The 25,225-nt window shown below is 46.9% G+C and carries 14 protein-coding genes; 12 read left to right on the forward strand and 2 right to left on the reverse strand.

Annotation, left to right across the window (positions count from 1 at the left end):
* Positions 1 to 119: 119 nt before the first annotated feature.
* The 8 genes from PUP29_RS01225 to holA all read left to right on the forward strand — a co-directional run bounded on the left by PUP29_RS01225 (position 120) and on the right by holA (position 18,131).
* Positions 120 to 9,470, forward strand: a complete 9,351-nt coding sequence (locus tag PUP29_RS01225; protein WP_353423604.1) for a Cna B-type domain-containing protein — start codon at positions 120 to 122, stop codon at positions 9,468 to 9,470.
* 298 nt (positions 9,471 to 9,768) lie between these two features.
* Positions 9,769 to 11,211 (forward strand): HAMP domain-containing sensor histidine kinase, encoded by a 1,443-nt coding sequence (locus tag PUP29_RS01230; protein ID WP_079547627.1) that lies wholly within the window; start codon positions 9,769 to 9,771, stop codon positions 11,209 to 11,211.
* Entirely contained in the window at positions 11,208 to 12,185 is a 978-nt protein-coding gene (locus PUP29_RS01235; RefSeq protein ID WP_079547626.1) for a GerMN domain-containing protein, read from the forward strand. Before PUP29_RS01230 ends, PUP29_RS01235 begins: the two co-directional genes overlap by 4 nt.
* 7 nt (positions 12,186 to 12,192) lie before the next feature.
* Positions 12,193 to 13,626, forward strand: coding sequence for a GerMN domain-containing protein (locus tag PUP29_RS01240; RefSeq protein WP_079547625.1), 1,434 nt, complete (start codon positions 12,193 to 12,195; stop codon positions 13,624 to 13,626).
* Between the two features lie 15 nt (positions 13,627 to 13,641).
* Positions 13,642 to 14,154, forward strand: a complete 513-nt coding sequence (locus PUP29_RS01245) for an ECF transporter S component (protein ID WP_079547624.1) — start codon at positions 13,642 to 13,644, stop codon at positions 14,152 to 14,154.
* Positions 14,151 to 14,867, forward strand: coding sequence for an MBL fold metallo-hydrolase (locus PUP29_RS01250; RefSeq protein WP_353423606.1), 717 nt, complete (start codon positions 14,151 to 14,153; stop codon positions 14,865 to 14,867). Before PUP29_RS01245 ends, PUP29_RS01250 begins: the two co-directional genes overlap by 4 nt.
* A 35-nt stretch (positions 14,868 to 14,902) precedes the next feature.
* Complete coding sequence (locus tag PUP29_RS01255) at positions 14,903 to 17,107, forward strand: ComEC/Rec2 family competence protein (RefSeq protein WP_079547622.1); 2,205 nt, start codon at positions 14,903 to 14,905, stop codon at positions 17,105 to 17,107.
* Positions 17,108 to 17,114: 7 nt separating this feature from the next.
* Complete coding sequence (holA, locus tag PUP29_RS01260) at positions 17,115 to 18,131, forward strand: DNA polymerase III subunit delta (protein WP_353423607.1); 1,017 nt, start codon at positions 17,115 to 17,117, stop codon at positions 18,129 to 18,131.
* Between the two features lie 47 nt (positions 18,132 to 18,178).
* Here holA and rpsT read toward each other — a convergent pair whose 3' ends face one another.
* Positions 18,179 to 18,442, reverse strand: coding sequence for a 30S ribosomal protein S20 (gene rpsT, locus PUP29_RS01265; protein WP_079547620.1), 264 nt, complete (start codon positions 18,440 to 18,442; stop codon positions 18,179 to 18,181).
* A gap of 167 nt (positions 18,443 to 18,609) precedes the next feature.
* On the opposite strand from rpsT, the gene murI reads away from it, so the two are divergent.
* From murI to PUP29_RS01280, 3 genes are all read left to right on the forward strand, one after another.
* Positions 18,610 to 19,398, forward strand: a complete 789-nt coding sequence (gene murI, locus PUP29_RS01270) for a glutamate racemase (protein WP_079547619.1) — start codon at positions 18,610 to 18,612, stop codon at positions 19,396 to 19,398.
* A gap of 98 nt (positions 19,399 to 19,496) precedes the next feature.
* Positions 19,497 to 21,731, forward strand: a complete 2,235-nt coding sequence (locus PUP29_RS01275) for a vitamin B12-dependent ribonucleotide reductase (protein WP_079547618.1) — start codon at positions 19,497 to 19,499, stop codon at positions 21,729 to 21,731.
* Positions 21,732 to 21,861: 130 nt separating this feature from the next.
* Entirely contained in the window at positions 21,862 to 22,524 is a 663-nt protein-coding gene (locus tag PUP29_RS01280; RefSeq protein ID WP_079547617.1) for a hydrolase, read from the forward strand.
* 40 nt (positions 22,525 to 22,564) lie between these two features.
* Here the strand turns inward: PUP29_RS01280 and PUP29_RS01285 are convergent, their stop codons facing one another.
* A complete protein-coding gene (locus tag PUP29_RS01285; protein ID WP_079547616.1) occupies positions 22,565 to 22,855 on the reverse strand; it encodes a hypothetical protein in 291 nt (96 codons plus the stop codon).
* Positions 22,856 to 23,042: 187 nt separating this feature from the next.
* Here PUP29_RS01285 and fusA point away from each other — a divergent pair, with 187 nt between their 5' ends.
* Positions 23,043 to 25,118, forward strand: a complete 2,076-nt coding sequence (gene fusA, locus PUP29_RS01290; protein WP_079547615.1) for an elongation factor G — start codon at positions 23,043 to 23,045, stop codon at positions 25,116 to 25,118.
* Positions 25,119 to 25,225 lie beyond the last annotated feature (107 nt).

Genomic DNA, 25,225 nt, shown 5'->3' on the forward strand with positions numbered 1-25,225 from the left:
TGAAAACGGAGAAATGATATCAGCCTATTTCCCTGAAAATAAGCTGTATGCTATTAGCGCACGAACGGACAAAGGTATTGCTTAAGCTTAATAAACAGAAGCAATACAGGGGAGAAACGATGAAAAACAAAATAAAAAACAAACGCTTTTTCGGGTTTCTGTTAGCAGTGATCATGACGATTTCGATCATGCCGCTATCAGCGATCGCCTATGCAGATGAGACAGCGAATGAGCAATACGCAGTACAAATAGCAGAAGACAGTCCGCAGCCTTCTTCCTTAGAAGAAGGGGGAGAAACGGCCGAATCGCCGGATGCTCCAGTACCTGAAGCATCGGAGCTGCCTGCATCTGTTGGAGAAGAAAACGAGGGAAAGACAGAAAATATACCAGAATGGACTATTAGCTTGAAAGCAGATCAAGACTCTCTGAGGCTCACAGGAGAGTCTCTCCCGGACTTTTCTTTCCGGCTGCACGCCGAACTACAGGCATCTGCGAAACAGACAAAGGACACAAAAGTCCGGAATTATATTGAAGCGAATTTAATGCTCCCGGAGGGGATGCATCTGTCCGGAGAATTTTTTGTGCTGGACAACCAAATCATGGCGGATAAGGCGTCTGTTTTGCGTATAGAGGGGCTCGGGAAAGATGCGGAAATTCAAATAAAAGACCGTGCCGGCGACCAGCATCTTAGTTTTGCGATAGACTGTCCGGCTGTGCAGGAAATCTCTGACCTCCAATATGAATTCATATTTTCAGGGGCGGCCTTTTCCTGCACTGAAGATATGCAATTAAGCGATGATGCGGTAGTTCTTCTGGAGATCAGTATGGCGACCTTTACAGGGCAGGACAACATCCAAAAGACGGAGAGTGTAAAGGAATATCTGCCGATCCTTGCAGAGCTTCCGGGGGAGCAGTTTCAGGAAAAGATATCAAATATTACTGATATGGGCGCAGTCGCAGCGGTGCCTGCCGCAATCGAAGAACAGGTGCGCATCGATGCCTATCGTGACGCTTACAGTCAAAATATTTTTTGGATAGACCATAATAATGAAGAAAAGCTCCGGCCCGGCGGAGAGGAGTATCCACGCCCGAAATTAAATTTTTCCATAGATGGAAATACGTTTGAAGAATTGACGGAAAGTAATATGGAAACGCTCGGCATGGAGGAATTTCCGCAGATAGATATTGATACTCAGCGTGGAGCGGGAAATTATATGTTATCCATCGGCAGGAATACCTTGCCGTCGCAGATCACGTATATCGACAGCTATGGAGATGAAGCGGCACATAAAGTTGTTTGGAAAATTGAACCGCAAGATGTAAATGGATACAGCACGGTTGAGATCACAGACGAAAATATAGGAGAAAATCCGTCCGCTTCCGTAACGGGAATAGGATGGTATTATGTATTGACGTCGGAGTTTAAATCCGATTTTCGTATCAGGTGGGGAACGCTTGGGAGTGCGCCGGGAATTACCAATGCAATCAAGGATTATTTTAAGCTTGTTGTAGAGACAAACAGAGAGAAACAGGAATATCAGCTGAGCAAACTGCCTGCGGAAAGCGTTGTGTTTACGGTCGATCCGTCTGCCGATCCGAATAATCCTACATCAGGAACCTTGATCATTCAAAATATCTGGAAATACAATCTGGATGGCTCCTCCATCTTCTGCACCATGGAAAAAAATGATTCGGACGCAGGAGGGATCACGCTCCCGGTACTTCCGCAGGAAGATTATTTCGCAGTTGCCTATGATAACTCCGCCGCACCGAATTTTGGCTCAGTTACAGATAAGGCGCATAACGGAGGAAGAATCTATCTTACTTTGACCGGAAAAACAGATTATGATGCATATAAAATATGGTTAGACGAGGGCGGAGAGTTCATCGCGCAGCGCCCCACGGGAGAATTCCAGCTCTGGCGCTACCGCCGTGGAAAAAGCTATACAACCGCTGCACCGATACGGAATACTGACGGCACGATTAAAACGATTACCCTTAATACGGGAGAGGACAGCCAACTGATCTCATTCGACGATCTTGAAAAATATGATTCGGAGGGCTTCGAATATATTTATGTGATCCGGGAATATCTGGACTCTAAAACGGCTGAAGGAGCTGCGGCTAATTCCTATGAACAAGTATTTGGAACTGTAGCGGAGGATGGGAGCATAGGAGACCATATTGACCAGAACGGTGAGATCGTCGAAGCAGGCGAGAGACCATCCGGCAATACCTTTTTGTACGATGGCGGAACGCTTTCCAACAGAATCGTAGGAACGATATCTGTACCGGTATCCAAAACGTGGAAGGCAGCCGCCTTTCAATCCGGATTTGAGGATGTGAGGATACAGCTGACTTTGGAATCCCGTATTGCAGGAAGCACAGGGGAGTGGAAAACGACGTCTGCCAGTCAGGAAATAGATGGATTTTTTGCAGAGAACTTAACGGTCACGATGCAGCAGTCGATGCCGGAATATGATGCGCTGGGAAGAAAATTGGAATATCGTTGGATAGAAACAGCAGTCTATCAGGGAGAGGGAAGCACGGATAATTTGTTAGTACCTGATGAAACCGGCGGCGTTTTTACGTTGCAACAGGACGGGCGACAAATCGATTATCGTTCCTCCTCAGTAGTGCAGACTGATGGGAGCACGCTGGTCACCAATTCTATCGCCAATACGATCGATTATGAAACGACCAAAATATGGATGAACGGCGAGGGCGAACCAACAGAAGCCCCTGCGGGCGAGAGCGCAACATTCCATATTTACAGAAGCATCGGCGGAGAACAGATAGGCGATCCGGTCGCTCTATTTACCATGGACGGAACGGCGGATGAAACTCCGGTGCTTGTCAATGAAGAACTGGGGATATACGCGCAGGAAACAGAACCGTGGATATCCGAAGTGACCGCCTTGGCTGAATATGACGCAGAGGGGCGGCAATATGAATATATCCTGCTGGAGGCTGGAACAAGAGGTACCTATATTCCGAATTATGAAACGCAGCGAAATGAAGAAGGCTATCAAACCACTGTATATAACGCGCCGGGTGTAGGAAATTATATTATGGTGCGCAAGATTTGGACAGATGACAGCGATAATGCACACCGTTTGCCCGTAACGGTAGCAGTATACAGCCGAGTCGATAAATACGGATATCAAAGCAATCAAAAGATAACGGAGGTCACCCTTGGAAACGGGGTGTGGTATAAGATCGCGGGTATCGGAAGGTTGCAGCCGGAAGAGGTTTATATCCTTGAAACGGCGGTAGGAGATACCCCCGTTCCGTTTACGACTTATTATTTAAACGGAGAAGCGGAACCCAACTATAGTGAGCCGCAGGCGCCTGTTGAATATAGAGGAAATAATGATGACTATACAGCAATCCAGTATGAAACGCAATACCACAGGTATGATGCGACGTACAGCCGCGAAAAAATTGCGGGAGAGCTTTGCTATACGGTAATCAACCGCCGGTTAGGGAACATCGATCTGACTGTGACGAAGAATTGGGTGGACGGCGCAGGTGAGAACCGTCAGAAAATACAGAATGAGCTTGAGCGGCTCTTTGCCGAGGAGGGCGTGGCGCTCTTTCCTGCTCTCCGTTTGGATTTTGCAGAGGGAACTGCTCAAAGCTATTATAGGATCACCCGAAATGGTTTGGATTCGACAGATGCGGTCACGGTTGGAAATCAGGACGATATGGTAGCTGTTAAAAACAGCGCAGGACAGCCTGAATCCTCTGTACAGAGGCTCGATATTAGCGTGCCGGAATCCGAATATACCTTTTTCAATCTTCCCAAATATGACAGAAACGGATCTGTCGTGCAGTATGATGTGCATGAGATCTGGGTAGATGAGAGCGGAAACGCCATAAGTATGGAGCGAATACAGAAGAAGTATCCTGCGCTGTATTCGCTGCTTACGGAATATGAGACCAGCTATAAGCAGACGGAATATACCGTCGGCGAGCTTCATGCAGCGGACAGTCAGACAATTGCGGTAACGAACCGTTTGCAGGGTACTAAAGATGTATTGTGGCACAAACAATGGGAGGATGATTATAATTATCAATCCAATTATCGCCCGGATATCTATCTTGATATTTATCAGACGAGCCATATATCGGCCGATAAGCTGGAAACCGTTCTGTATCGCGCAAATTATAAATGGACCTACTCGTCGTTAGACCCCGGTTCGGATCCGGACGGCTTATATGACAAACAAAATCATTGGCATGCGGAAATAACGAGGCTGCCCAAATATGACGCTTTGGGATATGAGATCATGTACTATGCTTCCGAGCATACGGCCGTCAATTCGCAGGATTTTGATTACCTTCCGGTGGGATATTCTATCCCGAACGGAGACGAAGGACTGGCAACCATACGGATCGGAACGGAATATGACGTTGAAGCGGAATATCAGGGGGAGGAATATGTACAGAACATAGGTAGCTTGATTGGAAGCGAGGAGCCGTATTATGCGCTGATAGAAGAAGGAACCTTTACCAATACGATCGCGGCCCCTGTTACGGTACAAGGACAAAAACGCTGGAATAACCTTTCGGCAGGGTTCCCGGCAGAAGATCTTCCGGCGGTCACTTTCTCGCTTGACCGTCAATATACAGACCGCAACGGCGCAATACAAAAAACGGAGGGGATCGCAACTCTGACAATAACAGACTGGGCGTCTTTCTATAATAACGGAAGCTATATATTCCAAATGGAATATATGGGAAAAAATAGTATGAGCACAGATCCGGACGGCAAAATCGTTGTCAGCGGAGAAAGCAGTGATGCACAAAGATTGCCTAAATATACGGAGGACGGAAGACTGTATACCTATATTCTAAGGGAAACCTCCGTGACATGGCCGAACGGCAGCGCACCGGACAGCACGCTTGTGTTTGGCACGCCTACCATTAACAATTATATTGTTACGAATTTTTACGACAGTATTCAAGGCGCGCTGAAGGTAAAAAAGCTCATGGAGCTCCCCGTTGGAGCCGATGGAAAACCGGAGGCATATCCGGCTGTCCGTTTTGAGCTTTCAAGGACCTATACGGTATACGATGCGAACGGAAATCCAAAGGGGGAATCTGTACCGGAAGTCGTAGAGAGGCAAATTTGGTCGTCTGAAGAAATGCGGGAGGTATACGAGGCATCCCGGAATATTACGGTGGAAAAAGAGTTTACCTTTGAAGGGCTGGATATCTACGCGCCAAACGGCTCGCAATATTCCTATGCGGTAACGGAAATAAAGACCTATCTGGGAGACTATGAAACATGGGCGGTATCCGGGAGCATAACGGCAGACGAGGCGCAGACTGTCAAAAAAGATGAAAACAAAAGAGAATCGGTTTCTGCCCTTGCGTTAACGATGAACCAAGATGGGGGAAGAGGGGAAACAGCCGAGAATGTTGCGGTTGCAGCAACATTCATCAACGCCCCTGTAAAGGACGGGCGGGAGACCGTGACCCTGACCGGAACGAAAGTATGGGACGACTTCGGCAATGCATTTCAGCTTCGGCCGGAAGAAATCAATATCACAGTATCGCGCTATGCAAATCAACAGCCCGGACAGGGAAATGGGATTGGAGAGTTGGTTCTCCCGGAAGAACAGTATGAGATCGTTTGGGATAAAGGAAGTGACGGGAATAAGTGGACCTATGCGATCAGCGGAAAAGCCGGAACAGGTGAATTGGAGCGCTACGCGCCTAATGGAATGCCGTGGGAATATGTTGTGACGGAAACGGCTCATCAGGGAAGTGAAAACGTCTATACAGTTTCTCCTGCAAACGGCCGCGTGACAGAGCAAAGCCAGCAGGAGACGGAAATCACAATGTACGATTTGCGGAATACGATCGCCACGTCGGTGCCGTACAGCAAAACATGGATCGATGCGGATGGAGCCGTTATTACGGAAGACTATCTTGGCATCGAGCTTACCGTTTCTTTTAAGCTGCAGGTAGCGGAACGGACAGACGGGAACACCGGAGCATGGCAGGACGCGGAGGAGTATTTCAGTAATCATTTAGACGATGCGGTCTATCGCGCGATATTCGCCGATTATGCATTTGAGCAGAAAAAGACAGGTCGGATCAATGATAGTACGGTATGGGGAGCCGAAGGACGGTTCAGCGGGCTTCCATACCTTATCCGGGAAAACGGTGCGAGCGATGAAACGATACGTCTTGCTTATCGGATAATTGAAACCGAGATTTCCTATGGGAGCACAACGCAGACGGTCACCGTTCATGATGTCAATGAAACGGGTTATACCTATGAATTTACAGCCGGGCTGTTTTCGCCTGCGTATAAGGACCCGCAGGGAGAATGGGCGGAATCAAACCTTAATACGACCCGCAATATATACAACCGAATGGAAACGACGGAGCTTGTGGCAAAGAAAATATGGAGCGGAGATAATGACAACATCTATGCCACACGGCCTGAAACAGAACGGAAGAAATATGACTGGGAGGTAAGCTTTATCATACAACGGTCTGCAAATGAAGGGCAGACATGGGAAAATGTAGCCGTGTATGGCGCGGACGGAACGCGCGAGGATCTGGTCGTTACCGTGTATGGGACCAATCAGGAAGCTTCGGCGCAGGCTATTGCTTCCGGACTGCCCAAAACAGCGGAGGCAGGCGGGGCCGCTTATCTCTATCGCGCACGAGAGCTGCAGCCGGGATATACGGTGTCTGCAGGACAAGTGTCCAATGAAGACATCATCGGGGACGGCGCGCTCTATTATGACGCCTACACGACAACCTATCCAAACGGAACGACGGCTCAAAACACCCTGAACCAAACGGCGGTTTACGTCTCCAAAGTATGGAACCCCTCTACCACTCCGGCTCCGGTCACTATGGAGCTTCAATACAAAGGCGCGGATGGGCGCTGGAGGTCCTTTGAGAACCGGGCGCTTGTGGTTTTGGACGGAACGGCAGATACACCCGGAAAGGTATACTATGAATACGAGAGCTGGAAAGGCGTATGGAATGGAGTGCCGGAAGTCATACGCGGAAGCGCTTTGACACAGGACGGCAAGACGCAATATAGAGTAGTGGAGACTTTGCCCTCCGGCTATGTGCAGGAAAGCGGAACGGTCCAAACGAGAGAGGACGGAGCTATTGAATATCATTATACGAATGTAGCGGAAACGTCCTTTGGCGTGGAGAAAAAATGGTACGGTGTATCGGCGGTACAGCAAGGGAATGTAGTGGTAGGCCTATGGAGAACGACCGGAGATAAAGAAGAGGCAGTTCCCGTAGAAGATGAAAACGGGACGCAGCTGAAACGAACGCTTACGGCGGTGGGAAGCTGGAAAGCAAGCTTTGAGGGATTACCCAGATATAGCGAAAGCGGAGCCGCATATACATATTTTGCGCGTGAGCTTACCATAGGCGGAAAGCCGGCGAAAGATGCAGGATTCTTTATTTATCATGAGGATACGGAAAGCAAGACTGTTATTGCAAATATTGGAAAGAGAGATATATCGAGCACAAAGACATGGCGGGACGATCAAAACGCCTATGGAACACGGCCGGAGGAACTTACGCTTACTTTGTACCGCAGTATAAGCGGCGGCACAGAGGAAACGGTAGATGCAGAGCCTGTGTGGGAAAAGAACGGAGATATATGGAAGTACAGCTATACCGGGCTTCCGGTAACGGACCATGCCGGGAATACATATGCATACCGTGTGGAAGAAGCTGTGCCCGGCGAATATGCCGGAAAGCAGGAGGACTTTGCCCTGACCAACACGTTGGAAGATGAGATAGATATTCCTGTCACTAAGGTATGGAAGGACGGAGGGAACGCAGACGGCCTGCGTCCGGATTCTATAACAGTAGCACTTTACGCGGACGGCGTTGAAGTGCGGAGGGAAACGGTCACAGCCGGAAATATCATACAGGAGTTCTGGAAAGCGCTCACAGGCCAGGGCGACATATGGAGCTACACATTTACAGGCCTGCCGGAATATGATGCGAGCGGAAAACGGATCACCTATACGGTGAAAGAGTTTGATATTCCGCCGGAATACCGGTCTGAAACAGACGGATTTACAATAATCAACACATTACAGGTTGAGTTGCCGGTACTGAAAGTCTGGGGAGGAGTACCGGAAGATGAACAGGGCGAGATCGCAGTTGGGCTTTACCGTAAGACGAATGAAGCGGAAGAGGCGGAAAAGGTCTGTGACGAGCAGGGAGCCCATATGACGTTGAAGCTGCATGAGGATAACCAGTGGCAGGACGTATTTAGGGAGCTTCCGCGGTTTGATGAAGAAGGAAATCGTCATTTATATTTCGCTCAGGAGCTTGCAGTAGGGGAAAAGCCGATAGAGGAGACGGAATATATCGTTCATTCCACGACAGACGATCATGGAACGTCCATCGCAAACATCGCAGCGACTGAGGTTTCCGGCGTGAAAAGGTGGAAAGACAACAGCAACGCTTATGGAACACGGCCGGAAGAGCTTACGCTTACCTTATACCGCAGCATAAGCGGCGGCGAGGACGAAAAAGTAGATGAGGAGCCTATATGGGATAAAAGGGGCGATACATGGCTCTACCGCTATACGGGACTCCCGATGACCGACGATGCAGGGAATCCATATACCTATCATGTGGAGGAGGCCGTACCGGAAGGATATGTAGGGGAACAGGACGGACAGAACTTCACAAATATATTGTCCAAAGTTATCGATATTCCGGTCGTTAAGATATGGAACGATAACGGAAATGCGTTTGGAACACGGCCGGAAACGATTCGCATTATCCTCTATGCGAACGGTACAGAGGCAGCGAGTGCAGAAATCGGCATCGGAAAAGAGGGGGTACGACAGAAAAATATGGGTGACAGCTGGGAATATTCATTCACAGGTCTGCCTCAATATGATGAGAACGGCGTCGAGATCGTTTATACAATAGCAGAAGCAGACGTACCGGATGGTTATGACGCTTACTATCATGGATTTACCGTTGAGAACGTACAGAAAGGGAATCTCAGCGTCTCTAAATCTGTGACGGGAAACGGAGGAGAGCAAGACAGAGACTTTCACTTTACTGTTCGGACAGACGATGTGTCTATCGACGGAATATATGGCGATATGGTATTTCAGTCCGGAACCGCGAGGCTCACACTAAAGCACGGAGAAACGGTAACTGCATTAGGCTTACCGGCGGGTACGGGCTATACGGTGATAGAAGATGAAGCAGAAGACTATCGGGTGACGGCGCAAGGGAATGAAGGAACGATTATGCCCGGAGATACCGTAAAAGCTATTTTTGAAAATTACCGTACGCCTCCGGCAGAACAGACAGAAGATGGAGAAAATCCTAAAACAGGTGAAACAAACGAAATGTTCTGCTATATGATATTGCTTCTTACCGCCCTGCCTGTACTGACGGTATGCATATTCGTGAAGCAGAAAAGAAGACATACGAAATAAAATAGGAATGAAGAGAAGAAACGGCAAAACCATATAAATGGTTTTGCCGTTTTCATGCGCCGGACACATAAAGCTCGGGAAAGCAGAGAAAGAGGCGGCGACGATAAACTTGAGTTTTTTAGAAGGGCGGCGTATACTATCTGTAAAAGAAAACAGGTATAGGCCGACACTGAAAAGCAAGAGCTTGATGCGCATATACCGGCGGGGCATAGCTTCATAAGCGGAAAAATATCCGAAAAAAGTATTTTGAAGCAGCGGCAGTCCCGACAAATCGTATGGAAGTGGAGGAACAGCTTTTTTGCGCACAAATAAGCTGCTATATTCGATCAGATGGCAATTTGCCGTTATTTATCTGGTCCTCGTGGGGATTGTTTTCGGCGTAGTATCCGTTGCCATATCTTCTCTGGTAGAAGATTACTTGGTGGACCAAAGAATAAAATCAGTCATGAACGTCACTAACAATACCGCGGTGCAAATGGCGTCCTATCTGTCAGATTATGACGCGGGAAGCATGTATAATATCGCGGTGAAAAACGGAAACGATTCCGGCGGCCGTTTTCTTGTGCTCAACCGCTCGGGCATCGTCGTTGTGGATAGCTTTTCGGACATGAATGGCGTAAAACTATCTGATCGGGAAGTCAACGACATTTTATATGGACAGAACTCATCTTCTTATGGATTTCATCTGATTAACGATGAAAATGGAGGATTCTGGGCGGTCTATTGCACGTCGTCTATTATCCATAACGGTGAAATCATTGGTGCGGTGCTCTACTCGTCGAGCATACAGGATGTGGTAGATGCTACTGCAATGCTTCAGGCAAGAACGCTCACGATTTTTCTGTTTGCCTGCGGGATCATAATTGTTATTAGTCTTTTTACAACGAATCAAATTACAAAGCCAATCAAAAAATTGACCGATGTTGCAATCAAGATATCGAATGGAGACCTTTCACAACGGGCCAATATCAAAGGGAAGGGAGAGGTAGCCGAGCTTGCGCAGACTTTTGACATGATGTGCGGACGAATACAGAATATGGACCAACAGAGAAGCGAGTTCGTCTCAGACGCATCGCACGAGCTGAAAACACCGCTCGCTTCCATGAAAATACTGGTAGAGTCTATGCTGTATCAGGATAATGTGCCGGAAGAAGTATATAAGGAATTTCTGGGCGATATCAATGGTGAAATAGACCGGATGAACAGCTTGATCACGGATCTTCTTCTGCTCTCAAAGATGGATAGCGATATTGTAACGATCAATTTAGAACGGGTACGTATATCCAGCATCATCCGTAAATGCATAACTGCGCTCGAGCCTATTGCAAAGGAACGGAATATCCGCATAAAAACTGATATGAGTGATAACTTTGAATTGGAGTGCGATCCGCTTAAGCTGCGGCAGGCAATCAATAATCTGATTGAAAACGCAATCAAATATACGGGAGACGGCGGCCATGTGACAGTAACAACAAAGCATCATGCAGGCGAAGGAGCGATACGCGTGGAGGATGATGGTATCGGAATGAGCGAGGAGCATCTGGGACATATATTCGAACGGTTCTATCGGGTAGATAAAGCGCGTTCGCGCGAGACGGGTGGAACGGGCCTCGGCCTGCATATCGTGAGAAGGATCGCCCTGATGCACGGCGGCCGCGTTGACGTGGAGAGTGAAGAAGGAAAGGGCTCTGTTTTCACATTGGTGCTCCCGCTTGTACAGGATACGGAGGATATAGAATGAGGCAATGGAAAAAAATAGTGTGCATACTATTATGCGGCTTGTTGTTATGCGGTCTTGCGGCGTGTGTTAAAGAACCGGAAGAGGATGCTGCATCGTCTTCCGAGGAAGTGTCGATCCAAATCAATCCGCTGCCGGAGGCAGTAAGCAAGGATAAGGAGACGGCCCGGCTGTATTTTGGTTATATGCACGAACCGCTTTTGATTGGAGAGGTGCGCGTTTTTTCCGTTCCCATTAACGAAAATATACAGACGTCTATCATTACGGAACTGATTAAAGGACCATCCGCAGCCCGGGCAGATTTTACTCAAATCATCAATCCGGAGACAAAAGTAGTGAGTGTGCGTTCGGAAGGAACTAATCTATTTGTAACATTGAGCAAGGAATTTTTGTCGCCTCCGGAGGAGACATTGGCAGACAGTCAGGAAAACGAGACCTATGAAGAAACGAGAAAGATGCTTGCAGTCTATTCTATCGTCAATACTTTGATCGAACAGGGAACTTATTCGCGGGTACAAATTTATATCGATGACGATGGAACGGGAAACGGACGTCCGCTGACCCTTGCAGAAGCGGGACTTGGCACAGACGGAACAACGGAAGCGCTGGAACGCAATGGAGCGCTAAATTTGAGCGGCCCGAATACCCTGCGTGAGATCATGAGCTGCATAGAGAATAAATCGTGGGATACACTATACAATTACATATCTTATAAAAATTTATATGGCGAGGATAAGCCGTCCCTGGAGGAATTCAGGAGTGAGGTCACGGCCGCAAAGCTTGTTATTTCAGATTTCAAAATCGGGGATGAAATAGAGGGAGCGGATGGGCTTGCAGAGGTCGTGATGGCCAGCTATGTGCTGAAGCTGCGCGACGGAGATGCCCAGACTGTTGCAAATGTTCCCATTAAACTGATTATGGAGAATGATATTTGGAAAATGACGTACACTGAATTCAAAAGGAATTTTCTATCATAGGTGATATATGAAACGAGTACTGATAATTCTGCTTGCAGGCGTATTTTTTCTGGCAGGGTGTTCTATTGTGCGGGAGGATACCAAGCAACAGGAAAATATAGAGATACCGGAAATGGTCATGCAGCAGGTCGATTTGGAGCCGAGGATCATCGTTACTCCCGCCCTGTATTTTCTGGATGCTTCCAAATCTGAGCTGGCTGCGGAAACGCGCAGCATTGCAGTAAAGCAAAATGAACGTGCCGAAAAAAAAATCATTGAAGCAGTTATCGCCGGGCCGACGACAGAAAATTATCAACCGGTAGCTGAGGGATTTGCCTATGAGGGCATCGAGATACTTCCGGATGTAATAAACGTCTATTTAAGCACGGAAGAAGAAAAAACAGATGATGAGATCATTTTGATGGAGTTGGCGCTTACCTCTACGCTCTCTGACTTTTCCGGCGTTTCTTATGTCAACATATTTGTGAACGGAGTGAAGAATGGTTGTGAGGGGGAACCGATAGGGGTACTGCAAAAACCATCGGGCACCTTGCGGGAGGAGCAAACCAAAATACAGCAGCGGGCAAGCGTAGATAATCCCGTAATGGATGTTGTGTTATATTTTTTGGATGGAACGGAGCGGTTTCTGATTCCGGAAACAAGAAGCTTTCAATTTGAAACGAGTCAGCCGGAGGAGATGATCAGTTCTGTTGTTCAGGGGCTCATGAGGGGGCCGGAGAATACCTATCAGCATATGCCGGTGATAGACAGAACAATCGCAGAGCTTTTAGGAACGGAGATCGTAAGCTTGGAAGATGGACGGACGGTCGTCCGGCTTAATTTCAATAAAGCGCCCGTGGCGATCACACAGCAATTCAGTAATGGTGAGGAACTTGCGGCGCTTGCCATCACGAAAACGATTGTGGGCTTTTTGCCCGGAATTGATGGAGTGGAAATTTATGTAAATGGAAATGCACAGGCAGATCCGGTCATATATACGCAGGATATGTGCAGCGAATTTTTGGGGAACAATATTCTGCTTTATTTCCCAAATTCGACTTATACGCTGTTTATTGGTGTGGAACGAATGATAGCGCAGGAAAAAGCGGGCGCGCCAAAGGAAATGCTTGCAGAGCTTATGCGCGGGCCCACGGAGGCGGATGATAAAGATGTGAGCCCTTCCTTTTTGTCTGGGATATCGATGGAAGATGTAAACGACGTATATCTTGCGAAAGATATAGCGGTCGTCGACTTTAAAGCTTCGATCATTGAAAAACTGGCGGGAGTCAGCAGAAGGGATGAATCTATGATGATTTATTCCATCGTCAATACTTTAACCAATATAAATAATATCAAAAGAGTGCAATTTTTGATCGACGGCGAACGTGTAGAAAGCCTTGGAGGCAATCTTAATGTGATCGACCCGCTGCTAAAGAATCCGGGAGTGATCAAGGATGAATAAAACGGAGAAGAAAAAATGGGAGTAAAGACGAGAAAATTAACGACAACAGCAGTGACGGCAGCCTTAGTCTATGTGGTGACGCTGCTTTTAGTGATTCAGATCCCGGCCGTAAAAGGAGCTTATTTCAACTTGGGGGACGTAGTCATCTATTGCGCCGCGTATATTATGGGCGGATCATATACAGCGGCTGCGGCGGCAATAGGAAGCGGATTTGCTGATCTTACGGTGGGGTCTACGATCTATATTCCGGCAACAGTCGTGATAAAGGCGTGTATGGCGCTGCTTGCAGGTGCGGTCACAAAGAAAAAACGTTCTCTTCGGGAATATATAGCGGCCTGCATAACAGCGGCATTAATCATGGCATTTGGATATTTCGGATATGAGGTTTTTCTCGTTGGTATTGGCGGGGCCTTGCTTACGCTGCTTCCGAATTTGATTCAGGCCGGATGCGGGGCCGCGCTCGCGATCGTGCTTTACCGCCCGATATATATGATGCGGAACAAACTGAATTTAAGGACGGCAATATGAAAATCACTATACTTGGAAAATATGGGCCTTATCCCAAAAGCGGAGGAGCGACTACCTCTTATCTTGTTGAAGAACAGGGCAAAAAATTTCTGCTTGATGCCGGAACCGGGAGCCTTTCCAGAATACAGATGATTTGTTCTTTGGAAGAGATCGACGCTGTTTTTCTGACGCATCTTCATTCCGACCATTGCAGTGACTTATTTATTCTGCGGTATGCGCTCAAGAAGAAAAAGCTGCCGCTGTTTTTGCCGCGCACGCCGGAGGCGGAATATCGTCTGCTGGATGCCTGCTCCTGTTTCGACACGACCGTGCTTTCAGACGGTATGGAAATACAGATGCCGGATGCAGAAGTAAAAGTTTCCTTTTGCCGAACCATACATCCGGTGGAATGCTATGCGGCAAAATTTGAAAATGGATCGCGTTCCTTTGTGTTTTCGGGTGATTCGCGGTATAGTGAAAAACTCACGGCTTTTTGTGAAGGTACAGATGTCCTGCTTTGTGACAGCGGCTTTTTATCCTCGCAGAAAGATACGGGAAGCCTTCCGCATATGTATGTGAAGGAAGCGGCGGAAACGGCGCGAAAAGCAAATGTGGGGAAACTGCTGCTCACTCATATCAATCCCATCTATGAAGAGGAAGCGCTTCTGTGTGAAGCAAGGGAGCGTTTTGAAAATACTCAAATCGTAGAAGAGATGAAACAGTACTTTATTTAAAACGGTTTTTTCAGACGCTTTGAACGGTAACAGAGATGAAACGTATACTAAATCCCCGGCCCGTTGCTTTTCTTGCTTTCTTTTTTATTGTTGGGATCGCCGCATCCTATTATCTGAATCTTCCTGTTTATTTGATTTTGCCATTATGTCTGATAAGCGGAGGACTGTTTGCTTTTTGCCTGTGTACAGGCAGAAAACAGGTGTTTTTCTGTTTTTATCTCCTTTTCTTCTTTTTTGGAGCTTTTCTTTTTCAAGTCCAGTTCAAAACGGATCTTTCGCAATTTGAGCCTAATGTGGAATACCAAATACAAGGATATGTATCGGACCGCTCTAAAATGAACGCGCAAACCCATACTTATACGCTCACGAATGTGCAAGTTAGCGGGGAGAAGCTCGATAAGAGCGTGATCTTATATTCGCCGGCCTCTCTTTCCTATGGGGATACGGTTTTAATGTCCGGCGAAATCGAGCAGCCCTCTCCGCCACGGAATCCGGGAGACTTTGACGAAGCGATGTATTTGGCGGGAAAAGGGGCAGGCTTCAGCCTTTACCAAACATCGGTCGAGGTAATAGGGAATCATGTTTCATGGTATCAGTATCCATTTCTCTTAAGAGAGAAAATGGCGGAGAAAATAGATGCTGTTTTCTCGGAGGTAAGCGCCCCTGTTGCAAAAGCGATGTTTTTAGGGATCAAAGACGAAATACCGCAGGAAATGAGGGAGCAGTTTTCAAAAACAGGTATTGCGCATATTCTTGCGATATCGGGCCTGCATGTGGCTATTATTTCCTATGCCTTCAATTTTCTTCTGAAGAAGATGAAAGCGGAACGCAGAATACGTTTTTTGCTGAATATATCCTTACTCGTTTTATACGCGGCGCTTACCGGATTCGCGCCCTCCATTCTGCGTGCGGTTCTCATGACGGTATTTGTAATAATTGGGAGATGGAGATTCTCCAAACGGGATACGCTCGTATTTCTTTCTGCAGCTCTGCTTGTTACGCTTTTTATCAATACCGCCCAGCTATTTTCTCCCGGTCTGCTTATGTCGTATGGCGTCGTATTCGGCATTCTATGCCTAAATCCGCCGCTCAAGCGGATATTCCATAGAATTAAGCTGAACAAAGTGCGGCTCGATACGTCGCTCGCAACATCGATCTCGGCAACGGCTTCCGTTTTTCCGATGACGGCCTATTTTTTCAATAATATTGCACTTGCCGCTCCTTTGGCTAATTTTTTTGCGATACCTCTTGCAGGAATTATCGTATTGTTTACTGGAGCAGGCACTCTGCTGGCGTTCCTTTCTCCGCTGATTGGAAAGTTCTTCGCCTTTCCGGCAGAGCTTTCGATCCGCGGCCTTACATGGCTTAACGAAAAAATCGCGCAGAGTTCTTTGGGATTTATAGAAGTAACGCATGTTCCGGTCTGGTTATGCTTCTTTGTAATGGCATTCATCTTTCTGTGTTCCGATTATGTGCTGGTCAAACGCAGAACCAAGCTGTTTACCGCGGGAGCAATGGCTGCTGTCTTTTTATTTGTGAGTATGGCGTTTATTCCTCAAAGCGCTATGCGCGTGACAGTATTGGATGTCGGAACGGGCGATGCGATTCATATAGAAACAGATGGGAGAGATTATCTGATCGATAACGGCGGAAACATACAGTATTCCAATGTCAGAGATTATGCGGAAGAAAATAAAATCGTTTTTGACGCTGTTATCGTAACAAACGACAGGACAAAAAACCTGAATGGACTTGCAGAAGATGAACGAATCAAAGCGCTGTATGTTCCCGGCAACTATATAGAAAAAGAGTATGATACACAATATCCGGTGAAAGAATATGGAATCTATGATAAAATACATTTAGAAGACGAGAGCTTCCTTGAAGTGATTGGAAGCGATGGGAAATATTTATCGTTGCTGCTTTGCTATAAAGATCAGCCAATTTGTCTGTTCGAGCAGACGCTGCCGGAAGATATGCGGGTGGATGAAAAAGTCCCGGTATTAAAAGTAGCGGGCGGCGGCAAGGCAGGGGCCGTAACGGAGGAGCTGCTGCGGACGATACAGCCGCAGTATGCCATTCTTTCTGTGAAAAAAGACAATAAACGGCAGCTTCCTGCGCTTGCTGTGACTGATCTGCTATTTGAAAGGCAGATAGAGGTGCTTTCTACAGCAGACAGCGGAGCAGTCACCATAGAAATCAGCGAGCAGGGTGAGATCAGCCTGCGGACGGAAATGTGAGCGAAGCATGAAGATACAAGATGCGTTAAAGAAAATAAAAGAGGGAACGGTTCCCAATTTCATGATATTCAGTGGAGAAGACGGCGCTTTAAGAGAACAGGGGTTTCATGCTGTATTATCGGCGCTCGCTGTCGAGCTGCCGGAGTTGAATCTATCAGTTTTTGAAGAACGGCCGGATCCGGTCGCAGTCGTACGATCCTTTGAAACATTGCCTTTTATGGGAAAGCGCAGGGTAGTAGTTGTAAAAAATACAGATATCCTTTCCTCCGCAGCATCGGGAGAATGGAGTGCCTCTTTTGAAAAAGCAAATTTTCCGGAACAGAATGTTTTGATCATCGTGCAGCAGGGAAATGTGGATAAACGAAAAGCATTCGTAAAATATGTTTCGAAAAATGGCTTTTTATTGGAGTGCAGTGCACTGAAGGATGCGGAGCTTACTGCTTATATCATAAAAGCAGCCAAACAAAAAGGGCTCATTATTTCGGCCAAAAATGCTCAGACGATCGCAGAGCTTTCGGATGGAGATATGGGGACGGCCCAAAATGAGCTGGAGAAGCTTGCCTGCGTTTGCCGAGGAAGTATTGCGGCGGAGGATATTGAAAAATATGCCGTAAAGTCTATGCAGTACAATGTTTATAAAATACACGATTTAATGACGGCGGGCCGGGCAAAAGAGAGCTACGCGCTAGTCGGGCGGCTGCTTGCGGAGGATAGCAATCCGATAGGATTTCTGACTCTGCTGTCCAATAATTTCAGACAGATGCTTGTTGCGCGCGCCTGCAGAGATGCACGTTTTCCGGAACAGAAGATTTTGACTCATGTGATGAAAGCGACGGGAGCATGGGAATTTGCCGCTAAGCGAGCATTAGCGCAGTCTAAGCAGTTCACGGCAGCGCAGCTTCGGCGCGCACTTGAAAAGCTTGCGCAAATGGATTTCGACGCCAAACAGGGCGTCATTCAGTTGAAAACAGACCTTTATGCACTTTTGGTGGATATTTATATGGGCGCAAATAAAAAAGGCTGAGGGTGAATCAGCCTTTTATACTTTATTTTTATGGGGGAGACAAAAAATTATTCGGCTTTTCCGTCTAATTTTTTTGCCAATTGCGCTTTTGTACGATTTGCTTTATTTTTGTGGATCGTACCTTTCAAAGCAGCCTTATCGATCGCGCTGACAGCATTTTTGTATAATACATCCATATCTGCGCTGTTTTCCGCAACTGCAGCATCAAATTTTTTCAAATCCGTTTTAAGTGCAGATTTGATCATTTTGTTCTGCAATGTCTTTTTTGCGATCACTTTGACACGCTTCTTTGCTGATTTAATGTTAGGCATCGTTTCACCCCCCCGTAATATTTTAATCCAGCATTTGGTATTTTATCATATTGTAATGCCCATTGCAAGTTTATTTTTGTGAGAACGGGCTGTATTTCTGTCCGCTTTACTCCGGCTCAGTATTGTTATATAATAAAACCGCATCATTTTTAGTATTAAGGTAAATTATGGATAAAAAGAGACGGCCGATCGGAGTTTTCGATTCGGGAGCAGGCGGCGTAAGCGTTCTGGCACAGGCAAAGCTGCGTCTGCCGCAGGAAAATTTTATTTACTATGGGGATAGCGCAAATGCTCCTTATGGTACGCGGACAGAGGAAGAGATCCGCGATCTTTCTCTTGCGTGCGGGGATTTTTTATACCAGAAGGGCGTCAAAATGATCGTGATCGCCTGCAATACGGCAACCAGTATCACGGTGCAAACGATGCGGGAGAGATACAATATCCCGATTATTAGTATTGAGCCAGCGGTAAAGCCTGCGGTGGAGAAGTATCCGGACGGCAAGATCGCAGTATTAGCGACTCCGGCTACCTTACAGCAGAAACGCTATCATGCTCTTTTAAAAAAGCTGAATGCAGAACAGCAGACTGTAAATATCGCTTGCGAATGCCTAGCGGAACTGGTAGAAGAGGGAGAGCTTTCTGATCCCCATATTAAAGCTTATCTTTGCGAAAAATTTTCTCCTTACCGCGGAACGGCTTTCAGCGGCATCGTTATCGGCTGCACGCATTATTCTTTTGTGAGCGCACAAATCCGCGACGTAGCTAAAAAAATATGCGGTGGTCCGTGTGAAATATTCGACGGTATGTATGGCACGGCACGGCATATTGCCGATGTGCTTGCAGAAGAGAAAATTTTGAATGATTCTGAGGAACAAGGAAGCGTAAAATTTTTTTCTTCAGGAGAAGCGCCTCATATCGCTGTTTTTAAGCGCTTCCTGCAAAAAATTTCCAAATAGCCGAAAAAAGGTCTGGTATTTTAAAGCCCACTGGTGTACTATATGTAGTGTTCTGGTCTTATGATCGCTACCAAATATATTGCATGGGGGGATTTTTTATGTTGAGTCAAAATGCGATAACGGTGCTTGAAAGACGTTATCTGAAAAAAGATGCGGAGGGAAGACCGACTGAAAGTCCGGAGGATCTTTTTAAACGCGTAGCACAGGCAATTGCGGAAGCGGATAAAGAATACGATGTGGATGCAGATATCAAAGCGACGCAGGATATTTTTTATGATATGATGTATCATCTTAAATTTATGCCAAACTCTCCGACGCTTATGAATGCGGGGCGGCCGCTTGGTCAGCTTTCAGCGTGCTTTGTCCTTCCAGTCGCAGACAGTATGGAGGATATTTTTGATGCGTTGAAAAACGCCGCTCTTATCCATAAAAGCGGCGGTGGAACAGGATTTTCTTTTTCACGGCTGCGTCCGGCAGGGGCAGCGGTCAATTCGACGGGCGGCGTAGCAAGCGGGCCGATCAGCTTTATGAAAGTGTTCAATGCCGCAACAGAAGCGGTTAAACAAGGCGGTACCCGCCGCGGGGCAAATATGGGGATCCTGCGTATCGATCATCCGGATATCATGGAATTTATACAATGCAAGAAAAACACGGCCGAGATCACAAATTTCAATATCAGTGTGGGAATAACGGAAGAATTCATGAAGGCTGTGCATGAAAAAAGGGAATATTCGCTTATTGATCCGCATGACAAACGGGAATGCGGGAAATTATATGCACCGGATGTTTTCGATTTAATCGTCAAGATGGCGTGGACGAACGGCGAGCCGGGAATCGTTTTTCTTGACCGCATCAACCGCGATAATCCTGTTCCTTCCTTAGGAGAAGTAGAGAGCACGAATCCCTGCGGGGAACAGCCGCTGCTTCCCTTTGAGAGCTGTAATCTTGGCTCCATCAATTTGGACGCTATGCTTGTCTGCAAAGACGGAGCGTATGAATTCGATTATACCGAATTTGAAAAAACGATACGCAATGCAGTCCATTTTTTGGATAACGTTATTACCGTCAACAATTATCCGCTGAAAGAAATACGCGACATGACTCTATCCACTCGTAAGATTGGCCTTGGATTAATGGGGTTTGCCGATATTTTATATAAATTGCGCATTCCCTATAACTCGGAAGAAGCCATACTGCTGGCGGAAAAAATCATGAAATTCCTGCGGGAAACAGCGCGCGATGCTTCCAATGAGCTTGCGAAGGAGCGTGGTACGTTCCCGACCTATTCAGAAAGCGTATTCAAATCCAAGGGAATGGTGCAGCGGAATGCGACTGTTACAACGATCGCTCCTACGGGAACGATCTCCATCATCTGCGGCGCTTCGTCTGGGATCGAGCCGGTGTTTGGCTTGTCCTATATTCGGAATGTCATGGATAATGACGAGCTTTTGGAAATTCATCCTTACTTTGAGGAAGTGATGAAAGAAAGGGGCTTATACAGTAAAGAATTGATGTCAAAAATCGCGCAAGAGGGAACGATCGCACATCTGGAAGAGATACCGAAGGATATCCGCGATATCTTTGTGACCGCACACGATATCACGCCGGAATATCATATACGGATGCAGGCGGCTTTCCAGAAATATACGGATAACGCAGTATCAAAAACGGTCAATTTCCCGCGCGAAGCTACACAGGAAGATGTACGTATGGTCTATGAGCTGGCTTATGAGCTCGGACTCAAAGGCGTTACTATTTACCGAGACGGTTCGCGCGACGCACAGGTCCTAAATATCGGAAAAGTAAATAAGGCGGGAGAGGCAGAGCCTGCTGCTGATGCGGAAAGAGGATTAGGACGGGTCGCGCCAAGGATGCGGCCGGAGGTGACGCAGGGAATTACCCAAAAAGTCAAGATCGGGTGTGGAAATCTTTATATTACGGTCAACTATGACGAGAATGGGATATGCGAGGTATTTACGAACTTAGGACGCGCCGGCGGATGTCCGTCGCAGTCTGAAGCGACGAGCCGGCTGATATCCACGGCCCTGCGCTCCGGAATGGACGTAGAATCTATTGTAGAACAGCTTCGTGGGATACGCTGCCATTCTACGCTTCGTAAGGGCGGCGACGTAAAAGTCCTTTCCTGTCCGGACGCAATTGGAAGAGTTCTTCAAACAGTCGCTCAAATGCAAAGCGAAAAAATCGCGCCTCTTGTAATGCAGGAAGAGCAGGAGGTGCATGACGATTCCAAATGCCCGGAATGCGGGAAACCGCTGGCATTTGAAGGCGGATGTAATATTTGCCGTTCGTGCGGTTATTCAAAATGCGGCTGAAGATAGATTTCAAAAGCAGGATGCGGGCATCCTGCTTTTTTCTATGTTTTTTTGTTTGAGGTTGATTTTTTGAGGTAGATGTATGATACTAAAGAGTAAATAGCAAATTATGTGTGGAAGGAACGTTTCAATGTCTGAAAAAGAATTTGAGAGCAAACTGAGATATCTGATCATTTCTGTGCCGGAAATCATCAAAGAAGCGCCCGGGATCAAAATATTCGGACGGGTGTTAAAGTCATTTCTGTTTACAACGGATATTGCGTTTGTACGGAATACGGATGCGGATGCAGTTATGGCGGTCTATCCGTTTACACCTCAGCCGTCGATCAATCAGGCGATCATGACGACGGCAGATGTGCCTGTGATGTGCAGCGTGGGCGGTGGTGAGCTGAAAGACGAACGAGCCGTTCATTTAGCGCTTGAAACCGAATTCAGAGGAGCGGTAGGGGCGGTGCTCGGACCGGAGATCGATAATGAGATCATTGCGAAAATCAAAAAACGCATCGATATTCCCGTTGTTGTGACTGTAGTTTCAGAAAAGGAGGACATAGAACGCCGGATCGAGAGCGGAGCAGATATCCTCAATGTATCCGGTGCGGAAAATACATGCAGGATCATCGAAAGGATCCGCAATAAATATCCGTATATCCCTATTATTGCGACAGGCGGACCGACAGACGACAGTATCCGGGAGACCATCGACTGTGGAGCGGATGCAATTACTTATACGCCGCCCACCAGCGCAGAACTGTTTAAAAAAACGATGCAGTTGTTCAGAGAGAATTTAGCGTAAAGAAAAAATCCGGCGTTTAGCCGGATTTTTATGCGTTGGATCAGGAGGCAAATAATCTGCCGGAAACGGCGCCCATAAGAATAAAGATGCCAAGACCAATAATGAGACCAATCAGCCAGAATTTTGTAAATAGGGTAAGCCGCTGATCGATCTTGCGTTCGACTGCTCTTTGGATAAAGATGATAGCGGCAAAAATAATGATAAACAGGTATTGCAGAAGGACATTGTCGGCTTCACTGCCGAAATAAATTGCAAGCCATATTCCGATGCCGGCAACGATCCCGAGAAAAATTTGCAGAAATTTCAATTGCTTTTCCGTAATTTGTTTCATAATATACCCCTTAAATACAAATACTTTTCCTATTATTACATAGATTGCCTCTAAATTCTATATTAAATTGAAAAATTTATTTATTTTTTATAAAGAATCTGTTACACTAAAAATATCTTCATTTCCAATATGCGAATTTAAGTTTAAAGGCTTCACATAAATAATTATCTTTAGGGAGGCTTGTTACATGAAAGTATATCATCCACAGGACATTTTTAACATTGCTGTCGTCGGACATGGCGGAGAAGGAAAGACGACGCTCGTTGAGGCAATGCTTTTTGATTCCGGCGCCACGGAACGTATGGGGCGCGTAGAGGACGGAAATACGACGACGGATTATGATGGGGAAGAAGTAAAACGTCAAATATCGATCGGTCTTGCGTTAGCGCCGGTCGAGTGGAAAAATAAAAAAATCAACTTGATCGATGCGCCGGGGTATTTCGATTTCGAGGGCGAAGCTGTTGCGGCTTATGAGCTGTGTGACAGTGCGCTTATCGTGCTGGGGGCGAATGGAACGGTTCCGGTAGGAGCGCAAAAAGCGTATGACTATTGCGCAAAGCATGATATCCCCCGCGCTTTTGTTGTGAATCAGGTAGATAAAGAGCATGCGGATTATATGAAGACTGTCGCGGCGCTCGGAACGAAATATACATCTGCAGTGACCGCGGTGCAAATGCCTATCATGAAAGAGGGAAAATTTGCCGGGATGATAGACATTATCGGAATGAAAGCCTATCTGTTTGACGGAACGAACGTAAAAGAGAGCGATATCCCGGCAGAATGTGCTGATGATGCGGAGGCCCTGCGGGAAACCTTAGTAGAAAATGCAGCCGGAAACGACGAGGAACTGATGGAGAAGTTTTTTGACGGACAAGAGCTCTCTACACAGGATATTTTGAAAGGCTTGCGTGAGGGGATCCTGCAAGGAGGAATAGCCCCCGTATTTGTAAGCGCAGCAGCGCCGAATATCGGTGTAAAAGAATTAATGGATGAAATCGTTATGCTTATGCCGAATGCTGCCGAAATGCCGGATGCAGAAGCGCTCGACGCATCGGGAAATCCCGTAACGCTCAAGATCGATCCTGCGGCGCCTTTTGTTGCGCATGTATTGAAAACGATCGCGGACCCATTCGTCGGGAAACTTTCCGTTATCAAGATCGTACAGGGAACGCTTAAATCGGATATGTCTATCGTGAACGCCAACACGGGAAAAACAGAAAAATGTTCTGGACTTGGCGTGATGAGAGGGAAAAAGCTGATCAATGAAAGCGAACTGGAGGCCGGGGATATCGGCGCAGTCGCTAAATTACAGCATACGGCCACCGGGGATACGCTGTGCTCTGCCTCCTGCGTTGTAAAATTCCCGCCCATCGTTTTTCCTGAACCGTGCATTTGTCTGGCGGTCGGCGCCAAGAAAAAAGGAGAAGAAGAAAAAGTATTCTCGGGCCTGCACCGTCTGGAGGACGAGGATCCGACCTTTAAGCTCGTAAAGGATACAGAAACAGGGGATATGCTTGCAAATGGCATGGGGGAAATGCATCTCGAGGTCATCAACAATAAATTGAAGAGCAAGTTCAACGTGGAGGGCGAGCTGCACGATCCGCGCATTCCTTACCGCGAAGCGATCAAGAAAGCGGTAAAGGCGCAGGGAAAACATAAGAAGCAATCGGGCGGACATGGACAGTACGGAGATGTATGGATCGAATTTTCTCCTGTGCCGGATGGCTTGGCAGATTTTATCTTTGAGGATAAGATTGTCGGAGGCGTCGTGCCACGGCAATATATTCCTGCGGTGGAAAAAGGTCTAAAAGAAAGCATACAAAAGGGTGTTTTAGCCGGATATCCGGTCGTTGGTCTGAAATGTACGCTGTATGACGGTTCTTACCATACGGTCGATTCCTCGGAGATGGCGTTTAAAGTGGCGGCTAACCTCGCTTTCAAGAAAGGCGTTGCGGAGGCAAATCCGGTTCTTTTGGAGCCGATTATGAAAGTGGTCGTAACGATACCGGATGAATATATGGGCGATATTATAGGAGATTTGAACCGCAGGCGCGGACGTATTCTTGGGATGAATCCGATTGATGGAATGCAGGAGGTGACCGCAGAGGTCCCGCAGAGCGAGTTGTTTAAATATGCGACAGATCTGCGGTCTATGACGCAGGCGCGCGGAACATTCCGGCAGACATTTGAGCGGTATGAAGAGGTTCCGGCCCAGATGGCGGGAAAAATTATCGAACAGGCGAAAAAAGATATGGAAGAATGAGTTGAAAACTGATAAGATAAAGGCTGTGGAGACACAGCCTTTATTTTTCGCGGGCGGCCGAAAAGGGATTTTTTAGCGGTTTTATGATAAAATAAAATCGCTATGAT

This window comes from Christensenella massiliensis (assembly GCF_040409835.1).
Taxonomy (GTDB): domain Bacteria; phylum Bacillota; class Clostridia; order Christensenellales; family Christensenellaceae; genus Christensenella; species Christensenella massiliensis.